We start from the raw sequence: 18,242 nt of genomic DNA on the forward strand, positions 1-18,242 counted from the left end.
GGTATCCGACCGATGCTCGCTCTACGTGGTTACCGCTTATCTCACCGGAGTCGCCCGGGGCGGCCGTCAGGCCGGCGCAGCGGAGTGAAGGCCCACGTCATCCTGGGCTCCAGGGCCCAGTTCATGGTGCGGACGACCGGGCCGGCGCACAGTGCGGTGCCGACGGCGGCGGAGGCGGCGATGATGACGAACGTCCCCGGAAGCGTGTGCATCCAGGCCGCCTCCCACCAGCCGGCGTAGTCCAGCAGCCGGACGACGAACCCGTGCAGCAGGTACGTGTACAGCGTCGTGGCGCCGAGTGCGCTGAACCAGTAGCGCTTGCGGGGCACGACGGCGAGGAACGCGGCGACCAGCACCACCGCGCAGATGAACATGGCCGAGATCATCACGGTGCCCGCGGCGTTGCCGACGCCGAGTTCGGCGTACGGGTTCTTCCAGTAGACCCAGTCCTCCGACATGCGGTCCTTGGCGAAGAACGCGACGGCCAGCCCGCCGGCCAGCACGGCGGCGCCGATGGGCCGGGCGATCGGCCTCTTGAGGATCTCGAAGTGCTCGGGCTTCAGCGAGAGGCCGAGGACGAACAGCGGCAGGAGACCGAGCACCCGGTGGATGTTGAACGCCCCGCCGAGGTCGCTCATGTAGGACAGCAGCGAGAACGCCACGGCCAGCGCGAGCGGCCAGCGGACCTGCTGCCACACCGGCGTGGACAGGCGCCAGAGGAAGAGCGCGCACATGAACCACATGAGCCAGTACGGCTGGAGCAGGCTGAACTCCAGCCTCTCCCCGCCCGCCAGCCAGGCGAACAGCGCGTAGGCGATCTCGAACGTCACGTACGGCACGCCGACATGGGTGATGAGCTTGCGCGCCTTGCCGGTGGAGAACGTCCAGTTCCTGGAGAGGTAGCCGGTGATCACGATGAACAGCGGCATGTGGAACATGTAGACGAAGATGTACAGGGCCTTGGCGAAGGGGACGTCCGACCGCACGTTGGCGATGGCGTGTCCCATCACCACCAGCAGAATCGCGAAGTACTTCGCGTTGTCGAAGAACGGGTCACGCTGCTTGCGCGGGCGGGTCTCCTGCACCCCGGTGCCACCGGGCGCCGCTGCCGCCCCGTGCGGGGGCGGTGCCGTTTCGGCGCCGGATGGCCTGGTGGTGTAGGTCATGGGCTGCCCGGTCAGGTCTCCTTGCAGATGTCGTCGCTGGCGCGGATCTCGCCCTGCTGCTTGGGAATCCCCGCGCCGGCGCTCTTCAGGTTCGTCCAGTTCCGTCCGATGACCAGGTCGACGACGCCCGGCGTGCCGCCCTCCCCGCGCGCCGCCGGCTGCGGCTTGCTGGGGATCAGCCCCGCCAGGGTCTGCGCCTGCTGGTCGGCACCGGAACCGTACAGCACCTTGGTGGCGGATGTGGCGGAAGGGGCGTTGCCGCCGACCGTGACCTGGAAGCCCTGCGACTCCAGGTCGTCCGCGACGCGGCCCGCCTGGCCGTTGATGCCGCTGCCGTTGAAGACCCGCACCCGCACCTGGCTCGGCGGGATCTTCGTGGCGCCCGGCTTGGGCTCCTTGGGCACGGTCTTGTCGTTGCGGACGGCGGCGAAGAACGGCTGGGCGGTGTCGCTGAGCGCGACCCGGTTCGGGTCCTGAGGGTCGGGCCCGGACGGGACGGTCACGAAGCGCAGCTTGCCGGAGGTCATGCCCTGCATCTCGCGGGCGATGTCCATCATGACCTGCGGCGTCAGCTCCTTGTCCGTGGTGAGCGACTCGGTGACCGCGTTCATCAGGCTGATGAGCTTCTTGGGGTTGCTGAGCACGCCCGCGCTCATCGCCTTGCTGGCGAGGGCGCCCATGAACTTCTGCTGGCGCTTGATGCGGTCGAGGTCGGAGCCGTCGCCGAGGCCGTGCCGGACGCGCACGTAGGCCAGCGCCTGCTCACCCTTGATGTTGTGCTTGCCCTTGGACAGCCTGAGCTTGGACTTGGGGTCGTTGACGGCCTTCGGCAGGCACACCGGGACGCCGCCGATCGCGGACGTGATCGCCTTGAAGCCGTTGAAGTCGACCTGCATGAAGTGGTCGACGCGGATGTTGGAGATGCTCTCGATGGTCTTGATGACGCACGCCGCGCCGCCGTTGGTGAACGCCGAGTTGATCTGGGCCCGCGACTGCGCCGGGATCGTCTGGCCGTTCCTGCCCTTGCAGGACGGCATCCGGACCATCAGGTCGCGGGGGAAGCTGATGCCCATCGCCTGGCCGCCGCCGGGGGACAGGTGCAGCAGGATCATCGTGTCCGAGCGGGGCGGTTCGTTCTTGAGCGAGCGGCCGTACTTGGCGTTGCCGCCCGCGCGGGTGTCGGAGCCGAGCAGCAGGATGTTCAGTGCCTCGTTCAGCTTCTTCGGCCGGTCGGGGCCGAGCTGGGCGTTGACGTCCTCGTGGGAGATGTTCCCGAACGCCTGGCGGTACAGGCCGTAGGCGGCGAGGGATCCGGCGACCATGACGACCGACAGTCCGATGCACACCCATCCGAGGATGCGCCAGCCACGACGAGGCGCCGGTTGGGGATCGACGTCGTCGACGTACTCCATGTACATCGGGTTGCTGTTCATCGGCTCCGAGGTCCGGGTCTAGGCAGTTCCAGGGGCGTGGGGACGTCCCCCACAAGGCGTACGCCCGCTTTCCGGGGTCGGGTGCTGGACGAGGGCAAGGGAGAGCGTAGGTCAGGCGAGCCGTCGCAGGTGCCCGGATTCGTCATCGGGTCCGGGCATACCGGCGACCACCGTCACATGCTCCACGGTCACACGACGATCTAGTGTCGATTTGTCGAAGTTTCGTTGGATTATGACGGAAGCACCCGAGATTAGTGGTGCAAGCAGGCCCGTCAGTACCCCGTCGAGTGTGGCGAACGACATGTCAACCAGGAGCCGGTCCCGTGCGTCGAGCTCCCATTCTTCGACGACGGCGCGGCCGGCGCCCACGAGTTCCGCGGCGGTGAGTGTGGTCTTTGTCACACTCATCGCGGGCGTCTCAGGCGTCACTTCCGGGCCCGGGACGAACCGGTCGCCGTAGCTGCGGACCTCCAGGGCGTAGTCGGTCACGCCGGGCGGGCACTCGCTGAGCGGCCCGCCCAGCGCGTGCAGCGACAACCCGACGATCTCCTCGGCCCCGCCCGACAGCACCTCGTCGGTGATCACGTCGTCCAGCACCTCCTGCGCCGCCGCCAGGATGTACGGCCCCGCCGCCCCGATCGGTTCGGCGGCGCCCGCCGCCTCGGAAGCGCCGCGGCGCCGGAACGTCTCCGGGTCGACCGGCTCCACCACGAGCCCGGCGGACCAGCAGGCCATCAGCCACACCGCGGTCTGCCAGTGCGGCGGCAGGACGAGCACGACCCGCGTGCCCGGCTCGGCGGCCAGCCCGTCCACCAGGAAGTTCGCCGTCTTGGCCACCCAGTTGTCGAACGTGCGCGCGGACAGTTCGACCCGTTCGCCGCTCGCGTCGTCGAAGAAGGTCACCAGCGGGTTGGACGGGTCGTCCGCCACCCGCCGCCGCAGCAGCTCCGCGGGCCCGGCCGCGTTCCCGGCGTGTGCGCTCATGGGCCGAGCGTATGCCCACATGATCAAGCGCGGGGCGGCACCCTGCCGGTACCGCTACGCTCCGCACGGGTGAACGAGTCGACGGACGAGCACGAGGCGAGAACATGAACGCGGGTCGGCTACTCGTGCGGGTGACCGTGATCCCGGCGCTGCTCATCGTGGCGTGGCCGGCCGTGTCGCTGCCGCTGCTGATGGCGGGCGTGTTCCGCCCGGTCCCGGCGGTCGCGCTGTTCGTGCCCGCGGCGGCCCTGGTGCTGTGGCTGGGCCTGCGGTCCCGGCCGCGCACCGACGCCGGCGATGACACCGGCGATGACACCGGCACCGGCGCCACCGACGACGCACGTGACGACACCCGCGGCGCCGGGGACGCGGTGCCGTGGTGGACCGTCGCCGCCGTCCTCGGCATCACGGCGGCGTTCCTGGTGCTCCAGATCGTCATGAGCTCGGAGCAGATCATCGTCCGCCGCGACCCGGCCTCCTACGTGCAGTTCGCGACGTGGCTGGCCGAGCACGGGTCGCTGCCGATCCCGCTGATGGAGCAGGCGTTCGGCGGCCCCGACGGCGTCCTCTTCTTCGAGAGCCCCGCCTTCTACCAGCACGACGGCGCGATCGTCCCCCAGTTCATGGCGGGGCTGCCCCTGGTGCTGGCGCCCGGCGGCTGGATCGGCGGCACCCACGGCATCCTGCTGATGGCGCCGCTGCTCGGCGCGTGCTGCGTGCTCACGTTCGCCGGTCTGGTCGCCCGCCTCGTCGGGCCCCGCTGGGCTCCGGCGGGCGCGCTGCTCCTGGCGCTGACGCTGCCGATGCTCTACGTGTCCCGCAGCACCTTCAGCGAACTGCCCGCGATCGTCCTGCTGCTGGGCGGGCTGTCGCTGATGCACGACTCCCGGCGCGAGACGGGACGGCACGCCGACCTGAAGGCGTTCCTCGCGGGCCTGGCGCTCGGCCTCATCGTCCTGGTCCGCATCGACGGGCTGCGGGACGTCCTCCCGGTCCTCGTCTTCGCCGGGTTCTGCGTGGCGCGCACACGGTGGATCGGCTACTGGACGGCCGCCGGCCTGCTGCTCGGCGCCGGCGCCGGGCTGACCGAGGGCTTCACGCTGTCCCTGCCGTACCTGGCCTACCTGTACGCGTCGCTCGCGCCGCTGCTGGCCATCACGGTGGCGATCCTCGTGGCGACGACGGTCATGGTGGTGCTGCTGCGCTGGGACGTGACGGGGTCGCGGCTGCGCCGCGCCGGGGCGGCGGTCGCGCGCGGCCGGCTGCCGGGGGCGGCGGCCGTCCTGACCGTCCTGGTGATGCTGGGGTTCGCGCTCCGGCCGCTGGTGCAGACCGTCCGCCGCCCCCCGGCCACGCAGGACGACGAGATGAACGTCCGCTTCATCGAGACGATCCAGCGGATCCAGGAACTTCCGGTCGACGGCACCCGCCAGTACTCGGAGAACTCCCTCCACTGGGTCGCCTGGTACATCGGCGTCCCGGCGCTGCTGTTCGCGACGTTCGGTGCGGCGTTGCTGGTGCGGCGGCTGATGCGCGGGCGGTCCCCGGAGTGGCTGCTGCCCTACGCGATGATCGTCTGGACGACGACGCAGGTGCTGATCCGGCCGGGGATCACCCCCGACCATCCGTGGGCGTCCCGCCGGCTGATCGGCCTCGTCATCCCCGGCCTGCTGCTGTTCACCGTGTTCGCGTCGGCGTGGACGGTGCGGCGCGTCCGCCGGCTCGGCTACTCGCCGCGGGCGATGCGGACCGGCGCCATCGCCGGTGTCGCGCTGATGCTGGTGCCGGTCGTGCTGACGTCCGGCGGCTACCTGGTGACCAGGACGGAGCAGCACGAGGTGGCCGCCGTCGACGGGATGTGCGACGCGCTGAAGCCGGGCGACTCCGTCGTGGTCGTCGAACGCTCCACCGCCGAGCGGTTCCTGCAGGTCGTCCGCGGCATGTGCGGGGTGCCCGCCGCGCGCACGACCGACGCCGCCACACCCGCCGACCTGCGGCGCGTCATCTACAAGGTCCGGGAGGCCGGACGCCGCCCGGTGATCATGGGGGCGAAGGCGAGGGACGTGGCCCCGTACGGGCGGCCGTCCCGGGTCCTGTCGCTGAAGACCCGGCAGGACGGGCGCACGCTCACCGAGCCGCCCGGCAGCACCTGGGGGCTCGCCATGGAGGTCTGGATCGCCGAGCCCTCCCCGGCTTGAGGCGGCCCAAGCGCGCCGGGGCGAGTATCCTCGCGCTGCGTGAGCACCCAGTCTGCCGAGACCCAGTCCGCCGAGACGATGGCCCAGCCCGCTCCCGAGGCCCCGCCCGGGCCACAGGCCCCGGCGTCCCAGGTCTCGCCACCCGAGCCCGAGCCCGGGCCCGCGCCGGAGCGGGCCGAGCCGGAGTCCGGCCCGGTCCACGTCACGATCGTGCTGCCCTGCTACAACGAGCAGGACCACGTGATCGACGAGGTCGAGCGCATCTGCGCGGCCATGGACGGCGGCGGCAAGACCTACGAGCTGCTGGCCGTCGACGACTGCTCGACCGACGCGACGCTCGCGCGGCTGCGGGAGGCGGCACCCCGCTTCCCGCACATGCGGGTCATCGCGTTCCAGCACAACAGCGGGTCGGGCACGGTGCGGCGCATCGGCTCCCAGCAGGCCCGCGGCGAGATCGTCGTGTGGACGGACGCCGACATGTCCTACCCCAACGAGCGGATCCCCGAGCTCGTGGACCTCCTGGACACCGACCCGTCCGTCGACCAGGTCGTGGGGGCGCGCACGAGCGAGGAGGGCTCGCACAAGGCGCTGCGGGTGCCCGCCAAGTGGTTCATCCGCAAGGTCGCCGAGCGGCTCACCAACAGCAGGATCCCCGACCTGAACTCGGGGCTGCGCGCGTTCCGCCGCGAGGTGTCGCTGCCGTACCTGCGGCTGCTGCCGCCCGGGTTCTCCTGCGTCACGACGATCACGATCGCGTTCCTGTCGAACCAGCACCCGGTGCACTACATGCCGATCGACTACGCCAAGCGGGCCGGGAAGTCCAAGTTCCACTTCACCAAGGACGCCTACCGCTACATCCTGCAGGTGCTGCGGATGGTCATGTACTTCAACCCGCTCAAGGTGCTGATGCCGCCCGCGCTGTGGCTGATCGTGATCGGGCTGCTCAAGGGCGTGTTCGACATGGTGGTGCACTTCGGCTACTTCGCCAACAACACCATCATGATCTTCGTGACGGGGCTGATCATCGCGTCCCTGGCGCTGCTCGCCGACCTGATCGTCCGGTCGCGCGGCGACGTCTAGCGGGATGCCCGGAAAACGGCGGATCGCCATCGTCGGGCCCGCGTTCCCCTACAAGGGCGGCGGGGCCCACCACACCACGGAGCTGGCGCACCGGCTGGCCGCCGCGGGCCACGACGTGGTCATCGAGTCGTGGCGCGCCCAGTACCCGGGGTTCCTGTACCCGGGGCAGCAGACGATCTCCGAGCCGGAGGGGGAGCCGTTCCCCGGCACCCGGCACCGGCTCGACTGGCGCCGCCCGGACGGCTGGTGGCGCACCGGCCGCGGCCTGCGCGCCTGCGATCTCGTCGTCCTCGCGGTGCTGAGCCCGGTTCAGGTGCCGTCCTACCTGGGCATCCTGTCGGGGCTCCGGCGCGGCGCCCCGGTGGTGGCGCTGTGCCACAACGTCCTGCCGCACGAACGCAAGCCGTACGACGAGCCGCTGATGAGACGGCTGCTGCGGAAGTCCGACGGTGTCCTCGTCCATTCCGAGGCGCAGGCGGAACTGGCGCGCACGCTCACCGGGCGTCCCGTGAGGGTCGCGGAGATGCCCGCGCACCTGCCCGTGGCGGCCGCCCGCCCGTCCGGCGACGGGGGCGGCGGAAAGGTGCGGCGCCGGCTGCTGTTCTTCGGGATCGTCCGCCCGTACAAGGGGCTGGACGTCCTGCTGCGCGCCCTCGCCGAAGGCCCGGACGACGTGGCGCTGACCGTCGCGGGCGAGTTCTGGGGAGGGCTGGACGAGACGCGCGAGCTCGTCCGGTCGCTGGACCTGGCCTCGCGGGTGGAGCTGCGCCCGGGTTACGTCCCGGCCGCCGACGTCCCGGGGCTGTTCGCCGCCGCCGACGCGCTCGTCCTGCCGTACCGGACGGCCACCGCGTCGCAGAACGTGTGGATGGCCCACGAGTACGGCCTGCCGGTGATCGCCACCGACGCCGGCGGGTTCGCGGACCAGGTCCGCGACGGCGTCGACGGCCTGATCTGCGCACCCGGCGACGTGGCGTCCCTCACGGACGCGCTGGGCCGGTTCTACGCACCGGGGGAGCCGGAGCGGCTGCGCTCCGGCGTCCGCCCGGCCGACCACGGCCCGGTGTGGGCCGCCTATCTCGACGCGCTCACAGGCGACGCGCTCACAGGTGGGGTTCGATGACCTTCATCAGGGCGCGCTTGGGCTTGGCGCCGACGATCTGCTCGACGACCTCGCCGTCCTTGTAGAGCAGCAGCGTCGGGAGGCCCATCACGTTGTACTTGTTCGGCGTCTCGGGGTTCGCGTCGTAGTCCAGCTTGGCGATCTTGATCTTGCCGTCCTGCTCCGCGGCGATCTGTTCGAGCACCGGGGCGATCATGCGGCAGGGCCCGCACCAGTCGGCCCAGAAGTCGACCAGTACCGGGGTGTCGCTGCTGAGGACCTCATCCGCGAACGTCGCGTCGGTCACGGTGACTGGGGCCGTCACGGTCCCTCCTTCGTTGGCTGCGTTCCCCTCACAAGCTCCTTGGGCGGCGGTTCATTCCCCGAGCCCGGCGTCGTGCGCCCGAGCAGCAACGCGACCCCCGCGTTGATCAGGTCGGCGGCGGTCAGCAGCACCCGGGACGCGATCGCGACGACGACCGGCGCGCCCGCGGGCAGCACGGGCGTCAGCACCACCGTCAGCGCGGCCTCCCGCGCCCCGATGCCGCCCGGCGCGATGAAGACGAGGAACCCGGCGACGAACGCCAGCGCGTACGCGCCCGTCGCGAGGAACGGCAGGCCCTTCCCGTCGCCTCCCACGGCCATGCACAGCAGCCAGGTGTGCACGCCGAACAGGACCCAGCCGAGGACCGTCCAGCCGACGGCCCTGAGCGTCACGCCCAGGCTCACCGGACGCTCCAGCGGCGGCCGCCGGATGATCCTGAGCATCAGTCCCAGGGACCACGTCACGATCTTCGGGTGGAGCAGGATCAGCAGGACGGGCGCCAGCGGGAACAGGAACCAGTACGTCTCCCGCGCCGCCACCGACGTCAGCGGCAGCGTCACCGCCGCGACCGCCAGCCCGCACGCCGTGGACGTCGCCACCGCCAGCAGCGTCGACCCGAAGCTGCGCTCGGGCGGCACGTCGTGCTCCCGCGTCATCTCGATCTGCGTCACCAGCGCCCACACCTTGCCGGGGACGTACTTGCCGAGCTGGGAGATCCCGGAGATCCGGAAGATGGCGCGCACCGGCAGCGGCGACCCGAGGCCGCTGAGGAACTCCCGCCATCCGAGCATCCAGACGAAAAGGCCGGCCAGGCCCACGGCGAGCGCCGCGGCCAGCGCCACCCAGGACATCTGCTGGAACGCGTCCACCGTCGCGTCCCACTGGGAGGCCACGCTGTAGGCGCAGAACGCCAGCGCGAGCACCACGAGGAACACGCGCAACGCCCGCACGGCGACGACCTTCATCTTCACGCGCCCAGCGTAGGCGAACACGACATCGCAGCCGTCCGCGCGGCCTACAGTTGGGAACGATGAAGATCTCGGATGTGGTCGCCTTCATGGGCCACCAGGTACACGTGTGCCGGTACCGCGAGGCGGGGACGCTCCTCGGCTGGATGGGGCGGGACCTGCGCGGCCGGCGCGTCCTCGACGTCGCCGGCGGCGACGGCTACTGGGCGGGACGGGCGCGCAGACGCGGCGCCGACGCGGTCTCGATCGACCTCGCCCGCACCAAGATGGTGTACGGGCGGACGCTCGCCCACGCGCCCGCCCTGATCGAATGCGACGCGCTGCGCCTGCCGTTCGGCGACGGCTCGTTCGACGCGATCCTGTCCGTCTGCGCGATCGAGCACTTCGACGACGGCGGAAAATCCCTGGACGAGATGGCGCGGGTCCTCAAGCCCGGTGGCGACGTCTTCATGTCCGCCGACGTGCTGAGCCGCGCCGACACGTGGCCGAAGCTGCGCGACGCGCACAAGGCCAAGTACCACGTCCAGCACACCTACACCCACGACAGCCTCGGCAAGCTGATGGACGAGCGGGGCCTGGACCTCGTCCGGCACAGCTACCAGTTCCGCACGGCCGCCACGGAACGCCTCTACCTGTCGCTTTCCACCTACGGCGGCAAGGTCGGCTTCAACGCCGCCGCGCCTTTGACGCCCCTCGTCGCCCTCGCCGACCGCAAGGCCCCGAACGAACGCGGCAGCATCGTCCTGATCCATGCGCGCAAAAGGTAGTTCTCCGGGGGTGTGGGGGGCGGCCCCCACATTGACAGGTAGTTCTCCGGGGGTGTGGGGGGCGGCCCCCACATTGACAGGTAGTTCTCCGGGGGGGCAGGGCGGCCCCCGGATGGAAACGCGCTGAACGACGTGCCCCGAGTGGGGTGCGCACGGGCGTAGGCTCGAAGAGTAAAAAGTGATCTACGCCACCGCGAGAGGGGGAGCGACCATGGCGCCTCGGATTCTGCTCGACGCCACCGCCGTGCCGGCCGACCGCGGCGGGCTCGGGCGGTACGTCGACGGGCTGCTGTGCGCCCTGCACGCACAGGGCGCGGACCTGGCGGTCGTCTGCCAGCGCGCGGACGAGGAACGCTACGGGGGCCTTGTCCCCCGAGCGCGGATCGTCGCCGGCCCGGCGGCCCTGTCGCACCGCGCCACCCGCCTGGCGTGGGAGCAGTCGGGCCTCCCGCACGTCGCCGAGCAGGTCGCCGCGGACGTCATCCACCTGCCCACCTACACGATGCCGGTGAGCGCGGCGCTGCCCACGGTGGTGACGATCCACGACGTGACGCAGTTCGCCGAACCGGAGGCGCACGACCCGGTCCGCACCACCTACATCAAGTCGGCGATCCGCACCGCCGCCCGCCGCGCGACCCGGCTGATCGCCCCGTCCCGCGCGACCCGCGACGAACTCGTCCGGCTGCTGGCCGCCGACCCCGCGAACATCGACGTCGCCTACCACGGCGTCGACCACAAGGTGTTCCACAGGCCCTCCGAGGCCGAGATCAAGCACGTCTCCGACCGCCTGGGCCTGCACGGCCGCCCCTACGTCGCCTACCTGGGCGCGCTGGAGCCGCGCAAGAACGTCCCGAACCTGATCCGCGGCTGGGTGCGGTCCTGCGCGGACCGCCCGGACGCCCCGGCGCTCGTCCTCGCGGGCGGCGGAGGCTGGGACGACGAGGTCGACGCCGCCCTCGCCACCGTCCCGCTGGACCTGCGCGTCGTGCGTCCCGGCTACCTGCCCTGGCCGTCCCTCCCCGGGTTCTTCGGCGGCGCCCTGGTCGTCGCCCTCCCCAGCCGCGGCGAGGGCTTCGGCCTCCCCGTCCTGGAGGCCATGGCCTGCGGCGCGCCCGTCCTCACGACCCGCCGCGGGCCCCTTCCCGAGGTGGGCGGCGACGCGGTCGCCTACACCGAACCCGACCCGCCCGGCATCGGCGCGGCCCTCGACGCCCTCATCGACGCCCCGTCCCGCCGCGCCGAACTCGCCGACGCCGCCCACGTCCGCTCGCGGCAGTTCTCCTGGTCGGCGTCCGCGGAGGCGCACCTGGCCTCCTACCGGCGAGCCGTCGACCAGCACGAAGAATCCCGAGGCTCCCGCACCCACTAGGCTCGCTCGCACCACGCCCCGGTGGAGAGAGGAACCGAGTGGAAGCGATCCTGCTGGTGGGAGGCCAGGGCACCCGCCTGCGCCCCCTCACCATCTCCACCCCCAAGCCCCTGCTCCCCACGGCCGGTGTGGCGTTCCTCGCCCACCAGCTGGCCCGGGCGCACGCCGAGGGCGTCACCCGCATCGTGTTCGCCACGTCCTACCGCGCCGAGATGTTCGAGGCGGCGTTCGGCACCCGCGCGCACGGCGTCGACCTGGCCTATGTGAGCGAGGACGAGCCGCTCGGTACCGGCGGCGCCATCCGCAACGCCGCGCGTGCCCTGACCTGCGGCCCCGACGACCCGGTCCTGATCCTCAACGGCGACATCCTGTCCGGGCACGACGTCCGCGCCCAGGTCAAACTGCACGAGCAGGCCGGCGCCGCGGTGACGCTCCACCTGACCGAGGTCGACGACCCGTCCCGCTTCGGCTGCGTCCCCACCGACGACCAGGGCCGCGTCACCGCCTTCCTGGAGAAGACCCCCCATCCGGTGACCAACCAGATCAACGCCGGCTGCTACGTCTTCCGCCGCTCGGCGATCGACGCGATCCCCGAGGACGAGGTCGTGTCCGTCGAGCGGGAGACGTTCCCGGCCCTCATCGAGTCCGGTGCCGTCGTCATGGGCCACGTGGAATCCAGCTACTGGCTGGACGTCGGCACCCCCGAGGCGTTCGTCCAAGGCTCCCGCGACCTGGTCCTCGGGACGCTCGTCTCCCCGGCGATGCCGGGCACGCCGGGCGAGCGGCTCACCCTCACCGGCGCGAGCGTCGCCCCGGGCGCGGTCGTCCGCGGCGGCACGACCGTCGGCCGCAACGCCGTGGTCGAGGCCGGGGCCACCGTGATCGGCAGCGTGCTCTTGGACGACGCGTTCGTCGCCGAGGGCGCGACGGTCCGCGATTCGGTCCTCAGCCGGGGCGCCCGCGTCGGCCCCGGGGCCGTCCTGGACGGTGTCGTCCTCGGTGACGGTGCGGTCGTGGGCCCCGGCAACGAACTCCGCCACGGCCTGCGCGTATGGCCCGGCATCGAACTCCCCCCGACCGCCGTCCGCTTCTCCGCCGACGCCTGACTTCCGTATCAACCCGGCGGCGCTACAGCTTGCGGCGCGCAGCCGCCAGCAGCAGCGCCGCCATGCTCGTTCCGCTCACGATCTCACCGGCCTCGACAAGTCCCTGAATGTCGGCGAGCGGCACCCACTCAATGCGCTCGGCCTCCCAGTCATCCACAGGAACGCCGATATGGGTGGCGCCGCAGGCCAAGAAGATGTGATGCCGCGAGTCGGAGATCCCCGGGGTGGGATGGACGACCGTCAGTGGCTCCATGGACCTGGCCGCCAGCCGGTCTCCTCCTCTACCTCGCGAGCCGCCGCAGCAGCGGGGTTCCAGCATCCGTTGCCCTGTCGCGGCGGCCTCATCGGCGCTGCCGCGCTCCCCTTGGACCTGGGCGAGCGTCGCCAAGCGGTGGGCTTGGCCTCGAAGGTGCGTCGCATTCCCGGTGCGGACGGACTCCTCGACGTAGGCCTGGGCGGCGGTCAGGTCGCCCAGACGGCGTAGGACGTCGGCGTGCTGGGTTTCCAGCAGGCCGGGCTGCACATAGCTGGTCTCTGGCTTCCACAACTTCCTCCGCGAGGTCTACGAGGAGCTGTACGGAGGCGAGGAGATCCACACGCCGGCGTTCGTGTGGGTTCATGGGAGCGGGCACCTGGCCCACACGACCTTGCCTCCGGCCGGGGACGGCCGGTCGCCCCAGCTCTCGGCCAGGAACTCGATGATCTGCAGGCCCCGGCCGCCGATGTCGTTCGCCGTCGCCCGCTTGCGGCGGGGACGGCTGGGAGAGGAGTCCGTGACTTCGATGGTCAGCGCTTCGGGGTCGATTAGCAGTCGCATCGTGACCATGCCATGACCGGCCGCGATCGCGTTGGTGAGCAGTTCGCTCACGATGAGGGTCACGTCGTCGGCCATGGCCGCTAGTCCCCACTTGTTCAGGTGGACCTCGGCCAGGTCACGGCCCAGACCCACCGAGGACGGGACTGGGAACAGGTCCCATCGGAACTCCTCGCGAGCATCGTGTTGTCGCACAGTGATCGACACCTCGCACTCCGGATACGGATTTCACGTTTCGCGCTCATAGCGTGACGCTCCGGAAGTATGTTCGGTAGGTAGCAGAGGACATCGCATACCAGGAGGTCCCCCCGATGGGTGTCGCAGACTCGCTCGACCCGATGGACTCGCACTGGCACTGGATGGCCCATGACCTGCGTAGACTCCGGCAGAAGGAGGGCATCTCGCAGGCCCGGCTGGGGCGCGTCATCGGTGCCGCGAAGCAGACCGTATGCAACTACGAGGCGAACGAGCGGAGGCTCACCGAGGAGCAGGCAAAGGCCCTCGACCGTCGCTGGGACACCGGCGGCCACTTCCAACGCCTGCTGATGTACGCCCGCCGCGCCTACGACCTCAACGGGCATCGCCAGCACCAGAGGTATGAGGCGCGGGCGTCCGAACTGCGGATCTTCGGGCTGGCGATCATCCCCGGCCTGTTCCAGACGGAGGAGTACACGCGGGCGCTGTTCACCGCGGCGCGCTCGAAACAGGTCGAGAAGCAGGTCGCTGCGAGGCTGGCCCGCCAGGAGGCCCTCTTTCGCCCGGACCCGCCCGAACTCTGGGTGCTGCTGGACCAGGCTGTCCTCGACCGGCCGATCGGTGGGCGCCGCATCATGGCCGATCAGCTCGCGCAGCTCCGTGAACTTACCGAGATGCCCAACGTCATCGTCCGCGTCGTCCCCCGATCAGTCGGGGCCTATTTCGGTCTAATGGGTGCCTTCGAGGTACTCACCGTCGAACACGGTGATGTCGCGTATGTCGAGGCGCTGGGCAGTGGCAGACTGGTGCTCGATACCGCCGAGGTTCGGACGTTCGGGAAGGGGTTCGAACTCATCGCCGCGCAGGCGCTTCCCGAGATCCCCTCGCGTCGACTCATCGAGCGCATGATGGAGTACATGAGATGACTGCCCAGGCCAGGTGGCGGAAGTCGAGTCACAGTGGCATGACCGACGACTCGAGCTGTGTGGAGGTCGCTCGGTTGTCGGGGGCCGTGGGTGTCAGGGACTCCAAGAGCCCCGCGACGGGAAATCTGGCGCTTCCCTTTGAAACTTTCGCCGATCTGGTCGTCCGCATCAAGCGGGATGAGTTGGCTCTTTGAGCTTGCCTGACCCGTCGTTCGGTGTGGCCGGGGAGACGACCGCTGGTCATCGTCCCGGCCGGGTTCGGGAGTGGCGGCCGGGGTGGCCGCTGGATCTTGTGGGGACGCTTTCGCCGCATCGGCGGGGGGCTCATGATCCGGCGTTTCGGGTGGAGCGGGACGGGTCCGTCTGGCGCGCTTCGTACACGCCTGAGGGGCCTGGAACGTTGCGGCTTCGGCTGGTCGGGGACGTTGTTGAGGCCACTGCCTGGGGGGACGGGGCCGAGTGGTTGCTCCAAGGGGTGCCTGAGCTGCTGGGGGCCTGCGATGTGCCCGAGGGGTTCGTTGCTCGGCATGACGTCGTCCGGGAGCAGGTGCGCAGGCGGCCCGGGTTGCGGATCGGCCGGACGGGGCGGGTCTTCGAGGCGCTCGTGCCCGCGGTGATGGAGCAGAAGGTCCTCGCGCAGGAGGCCTGGCGGGGCTGGGGGTATCTGCTGCGCAGGTTCGGTACTCCCGCGCCGGGGGCGCCGCATATGCGGGTTCCGCCGCCGCCGGGGGTGTGGGTCCGGATTCCCTCGTGGGAGTGGCACCGGTCGGGGCTGGAGGCCGTCCGGGCGCGGACGATCATCGGGGCGGCGCGGGTCGCGGCGCGGCTGGAGGAGGAGCCCGGCGAGGCGCGGCTGCGGTCCCTGCCGGGGATCGGGGTCTGGACGGCCGCCGAGGTGCGGCAGCGGGCGGTGGGCGACCCCGACGCCGTCTCCGTCGGGGACTACAACCTGCCCGGCCTGGTCGGCTGGGCGCTGGCCGGACGCAAGGTCGACGACGCGGGGATGCTCGAACTGCTGGAGCCCTACGCCGGCCACCGGTACCGGGTCACCCGGCTGCTGGAATCGTCCGGGAGGCGCCCGCCGAGGCGCGGCCCCCGGCTGCCCGTCCGGGACTACCGGTCTTTCTGAACATGGCGTTCACCCGCGGCGTGCCGCCCTTGCGGAGGATCGGACAAGGGCGGCATGCCGCAGATCAACGAGAGACGGGCGTGAGGTTCAGGGCGCCGAAGTGGCCTATGCCGTCTGTCCTGCGGGATGCTTCCACGCGCTCTGCGGGCACTTCGCCGTAGAGGGTGGTGCGCTGCTTGGCGGGACGGCCCGCGCGCGCCGCAATCTCCTCCAGTTCGCTGATGGCCTTGAAGGAACCGTTCTCCGACCCGGCCATGCGGCTGATGGTCTCCTCCATGAGCGTGCCGCCGAGGTCGTTCACGCCTCCCCGCAGGACGCGCGTGCACAGTTCGTCCCCCAGCTTCACCCAGGACGTCTGGATGTTGGGGATCGCGCCGTGCAACAGGATGCGCGCCAAGGCATGGACGGCGATGTTCTCCCGGACGGTCGGTCCCGGCCGCGCCAGCCCGGCGAGATAGATGGGCGAGTTGTGGTGCACGAAGGGCAGGAGAACGAATTCGCTGAACCCGCCCGTCCGTTCCTGGATGGAGCGGAGCAGTTTGATGTGCGCCACCCAGTGCGACGGTGTGTCCACGTGCCCGTACATCATCGTGGACGTCGTCGGGAGTCCGATCTCATGCGCGGTGGTGACGACCTCGACCCACTGGTCGGTGGGCAGCTTGCCCTTGGTCAGCACCCACCGGACGTCGTCGTCCAGGATCTCGGCGGCCGTCCCCGGCAGTGAGTCGACCCCGGCCTCCTTCGCCCCCTCCAGCCATTCGCGGATCGACATGTCCGCGCGGGACGCGCCGTTCACGACCTCCATCGGGCTGTAGGAGTGCAGGTGGATGCCGGGTGCGCGGTTCTTCACCTCGCGGGCGAGGTCGAAGTAGGCGGTGCCGGGCATGTCGGGGTGGATGCCGCCCTGCATGCAGATCTCGGTGGCGCCGGCCTCCCACGCCTCGTCCACCCGGTCCCCGACCTGCCGGAGGGACAGCGTGTAGGCGTCGGCGTCCGTGCGGCGCTGTGCGAACGCGCAGAACCGGCAGCCGGTGTAGCAGACGTTCGTGAAGTTGATGTTCCGGGTGACGACATAGGTGACGTCGTCGCCGACCACGTCGCGGCGCAGGTCGTCGGCGAGCTTGGCGAGGGCGTCGAGTTCCGGTCCGTCGGCGTGCAGAAGGGCCAGTGCTTCATCGTCCGACAGGCCCGCAGGGTCCTGTTCCGCGCGCGCGAGAGCGGCCTTGACGTCGGCGTCGAAGCGCTGGGGGGCGGCCATGCGGTCGCGTAGCGCGTCCCAGTCGCCGTACACCTCGTCGAAGTCGTCGCGCCGGTCGCTGGTGCGGCCGGTCGTGTCGATCTCGGTGTGCAGGTCGGTCCGTCCGGACGCCTCGAAGCCGCCGTCGGGTTCCTGCCAGGGACGTCCTTCCAGGACGGCGTCCTCGCGGGCGAGGCCCGTCGCGGGGTCGGCCAGCGCCGCCACGTGGCCGATGAGCCGCGGGTCGAGCCACGGCTCGCCGCGCCGCACGTACTCGGGGTAGATCGTCAGCCGCTCGCGCAGCTCGAACCCCGCCGCGGCCGTCTGCTCGGACAGCTCGTCGATCTGCGGCCACGGCCGCTCGGGGTTCACATGGTCCGGCGTCAGCGGCGAGACGCCGCCCCAGTCGTCGATGCCGGCGCGCAGCATCAGCGCGTACTGGTCGGCGACCAGGTTCGGCGGCGCCTGGACGCGGGCCTTCGGGCCGAGGATCAGCCGCGTCACCGCGATCGTCGCGGCCAGCTCGTCCAGTTCCGCGTCGGGGGTGTCGCGCATCTTGGTGTCGGGCTTCGCGCGGAAGTTCTGGACGATGACCTCCTGGATCGCCCCGTACTCCCGCATCGTCCGCCGGATCTCGAAGATCGCGTCCGCGCGTTCCGCGACGGTCTCCCCGATGCCGATGAGGATGCCGGTCGTGAACGGCACGTTCGTCCGCCCGGCGTCCTCAAGGACCCGCAGCCGGACGGCCGGGTCCTTGTCCGGCGACCCGAAGTGCGGGCCGCCGCGCTCGCTGAACAGCCGCGTCGCGGTCGTCTCCAGCATCATGCCCATGGACGGCGCGACCGGCTTGAGCCGCTGGAAGTCGCGCCAGGTCAGCACGCCGGGGTTCAGGTGCGGCAGCAGCCCGGTCTCCTCCAGCACCCGGATCGCCATCGCGCGGACGTAGGAGAGCGTGTCGTCGTAGCCGTGCGCGTCCAGCCACTCGCGGGCCTGCTTCCACCGGTCCTCGGGACGGTCCCCGAGCGTGAACAGGGCCTCCTTGCAGCCCATCTCCGCGCCCTGCCGCGCGATCTCCAGGACCTCGTCGGGGCTCAGATAGGGGGAGTCCAGCTTGTGGGGGACGGTGGCGAACGTGCAGTACCCGCAGCGATCGCGGCACAGACGGGTCAGCGGGATGAAGACCTTGCGGCTGTAGGTGATGACACCCGGCCGGCCCGCGGCGTCCAGTCCGGCGTCGCGGGTGCGGGCGGCGTAGGTGAGCAGGTCGTCGAGCTGCGCCCCGCGGGCGTGCAGCAGTGTGGTGGCCTCGGATCGGTCAAGTGTCTTGCCGTCACGCGCGCGGGCCAGTGCCCGGCGAAGCGCGGAGCTCGTGGCGTCCATGCGGGCACTCTATGCCAATCGTCATAATTTGCACCGCGTCGGGGCCCCGATTTGTCCGGCATG

The 18,242-nt window shown here is 70.9% G+C and carries 17 protein-coding genes; 9 read left to right on the forward strand and 8 right to left on the reverse strand.

Going from position 1 to position 18,242, the window contains the following annotated elements; genetic code table 11:
- Positions 1 to 41 precede the first annotated feature (41 nt).
- The 3 genes from ACGFK0_RS32535 to ACGFK0_RS32545 form a co-directional block, all read right to left on the reverse strand.
- Positions 42 to 1,166, reverse strand: a complete 1,125-nt coding sequence (locus ACGFK0_RS32535) for an acyltransferase family protein (RefSeq protein ID WP_392911893.1) — start codon at positions 1,164 to 1,166, stop codon at positions 42 to 44.
- Positions 1,167 to 1,177: 11 nt separating this feature from the next.
- Positions 1,178 to 2,599, reverse strand: a complete 1,422-nt coding sequence (locus ACGFK0_RS32540; RefSeq protein WP_392911895.1) for an LCP family protein — start codon at positions 2,597 to 2,599, stop codon at positions 1,178 to 1,180.
- 111 nt (positions 2,600 to 2,710) lie between these two features.
- The gene (locus tag ACGFK0_RS32545; protein WP_392911897.1) at positions 2,711 to 3,583 is read right to left on the reverse strand and encodes a TIGR03089 family protein; all 873 of its coding nucleotides are present in this window, start codon (positions 3,581 to 3,583) and stop codon (positions 2,711 to 2,713) included.
- Positions 3,584 to 3,687: 104 nt separating this feature from the next.
- On the opposite strand from ACGFK0_RS32545, the gene ACGFK0_RS32550 reads away from it, so the two are divergent.
- The 3 genes from ACGFK0_RS32550 to ACGFK0_RS32560 are packed head-to-tail and all read left to right on the forward strand — an operon-like array spanning position 3,688 to position 7,984.
- Positions 3,688 to 5,781 (forward strand): hypothetical protein, encoded by a 2,094-nt coding sequence (locus ACGFK0_RS32550; RefSeq protein ID WP_392911899.1) that lies wholly within the window; start codon positions 3,688 to 3,690, stop codon positions 5,779 to 5,781.
- Positions 5,782 to 5,820: 39 nt separating this feature from the next.
- Positions 5,821 to 6,861 (forward strand): glycosyltransferase family 2 protein, encoded by a 1,041-nt coding sequence (locus ACGFK0_RS32555; protein ID WP_392911901.1) that lies wholly within the window; start codon positions 5,821 to 5,823, stop codon positions 6,859 to 6,861.
- 4 nt (positions 6,862 to 6,865) lie between these two features.
- The gene (locus ACGFK0_RS32560) at positions 6,866 to 7,984 is read left to right on the forward strand and encodes a glycosyltransferase family 4 protein (RefSeq protein ID WP_392911903.1); all 1,119 of its coding nucleotides are present in this window, start codon (positions 6,866 to 6,868) and stop codon (positions 7,982 to 7,984) included.
- On the opposite strand, the gene trxA is transcribed toward ACGFK0_RS32560, so the two are convergent.
- Together trxA and ACGFK0_RS32570 are read right to left on the reverse strand one after the other, a co-directional pair.
- Positions 7,965 to 8,288 (reverse strand): thioredoxin, encoded by a 324-nt coding sequence (gene trxA, locus ACGFK0_RS32565; RefSeq protein WP_392911905.1) that lies wholly within the window; start codon positions 8,286 to 8,288, stop codon positions 7,965 to 7,967. The genes ACGFK0_RS32560 and trxA overlap by 20 nt on opposite strands.
- Positions 8,285 to 9,253: a lysylphosphatidylglycerol synthase transmembrane domain-containing protein gene (locus ACGFK0_RS32570; protein ID WP_392912139.1), complete on the reverse strand. Its 969-nt coding sequence runs from the start codon at positions 9,251 to 9,253 to the stop codon at positions 8,285 to 8,287. The genes trxA and ACGFK0_RS32570 overlap by 4 nt, the downstream gene beginning before the upstream one ends.
- Before the next feature lie 65 nt (positions 9,254 to 9,318).
- Here ACGFK0_RS32570 and ACGFK0_RS32575 point away from each other — a divergent pair, with 65 nt between their 5' ends.
- The 3 genes from ACGFK0_RS32575 (at position 9,319) to ACGFK0_RS32585 (ending at position 12,498) form a co-directional block, all read left to right on the forward strand.
- Positions 9,319 to 10,023: a class I SAM-dependent methyltransferase gene (locus ACGFK0_RS32575; RefSeq protein ID WP_392911907.1), complete on the forward strand. Its 705-nt coding sequence runs from the start codon at positions 9,319 to 9,321 to the stop codon at positions 10,021 to 10,023.
- Between the two features lie 211 nt (positions 10,024 to 10,234).
- Positions 10,235 to 11,392: a glycosyltransferase family 4 protein gene (locus ACGFK0_RS32580; RefSeq protein WP_392911909.1), complete on the forward strand. Its 1,158-nt coding sequence runs from the start codon at positions 10,235 to 10,237 to the stop codon at positions 11,390 to 11,392.
- A 38-nt stretch (positions 11,393 to 11,430) separates the two neighbouring features.
- Complete coding sequence (locus ACGFK0_RS32585; RefSeq protein WP_392911911.1) at positions 11,431 to 12,498, forward strand: sugar phosphate nucleotidyltransferase; 1,068 nt, start codon at positions 11,431 to 11,433, stop codon at positions 12,496 to 12,498.
- Between the two features lie 22 nt (positions 12,499 to 12,520).
- Here the strand turns inward: ACGFK0_RS32585 and ACGFK0_RS32590 are convergent, their stop codons facing one another.
- Positions 12,521 to 13,021 (reverse strand): hypothetical protein, encoded by a 501-nt coding sequence (locus ACGFK0_RS32590; protein ID WP_392911913.1) that lies wholly within the window; start codon positions 13,019 to 13,021, stop codon positions 12,521 to 12,523.
- 93 nt (positions 13,022 to 13,114) lie between these two features.
- Positions 13,115 to 13,519, reverse strand: a complete 405-nt coding sequence (locus ACGFK0_RS32595; protein WP_392911915.1) for an ATP-binding protein — start codon at positions 13,517 to 13,519, stop codon at positions 13,115 to 13,117.
- A 104-nt stretch (positions 13,520 to 13,623) separates the two neighbouring features.
- Here ACGFK0_RS32595 and ACGFK0_RS32600 point away from each other — a divergent pair, with 104 nt between their 5' ends.
- The 3 genes from ACGFK0_RS32600 to ACGFK0_RS32610 all read left to right on the forward strand — a co-directional run bounded on the left by ACGFK0_RS32600 (position 13,624) and on the right by ACGFK0_RS32610 (position 15,562).
- The gene (locus ACGFK0_RS32600) at positions 13,624 to 14,433 is read left to right on the forward strand and encodes a Scr1 family TA system antitoxin-like transcriptional regulator (RefSeq protein ID WP_392911917.1); all 810 of its coding nucleotides are present in this window, start codon (positions 13,624 to 13,626) and stop codon (positions 14,431 to 14,433) included.
- Positions 14,430 to 14,627, forward strand: a complete 198-nt coding sequence (locus ACGFK0_RS32605; protein ID WP_392911920.1) for a DUF397 domain-containing protein — start codon at positions 14,430 to 14,432, stop codon at positions 14,625 to 14,627. Before ACGFK0_RS32600 ends, ACGFK0_RS32605 begins: the two co-directional genes overlap by 4 nt.
- Before the next feature lie 281 nt (positions 14,628 to 14,908).
- Positions 14,909 to 15,562: a DNA-3-methyladenine glycosylase family protein gene (locus ACGFK0_RS32610; protein ID WP_392911923.1), complete on the forward strand. Its 654-nt coding sequence runs from the start codon at positions 14,909 to 14,911 to the stop codon at positions 15,560 to 15,562.
- A 64-nt stretch (positions 15,563 to 15,626) separates the two neighbouring features.
- Here ACGFK0_RS32610 and ACGFK0_RS32615 read toward each other — a convergent pair whose 3' ends face one another.
- A complete protein-coding gene (locus ACGFK0_RS32615; RefSeq protein WP_392911925.1) occupies positions 15,627 to 18,179 on the reverse strand; it encodes a bifunctional FO biosynthesis protein CofGH in 2,553 nt (850 codons plus the stop codon).
- Between the last annotated feature and the right edge of the window lie 63 nt (positions 18,180 to 18,242).

This window comes from Spirillospora sp. NPDC048823 (assembly GCF_043198445.1).
Classification (GTDB): Bacteria; Actinomycetota; Actinomycetes; order Streptosporangiales; family Streptosporangiaceae; genus Spirillospora.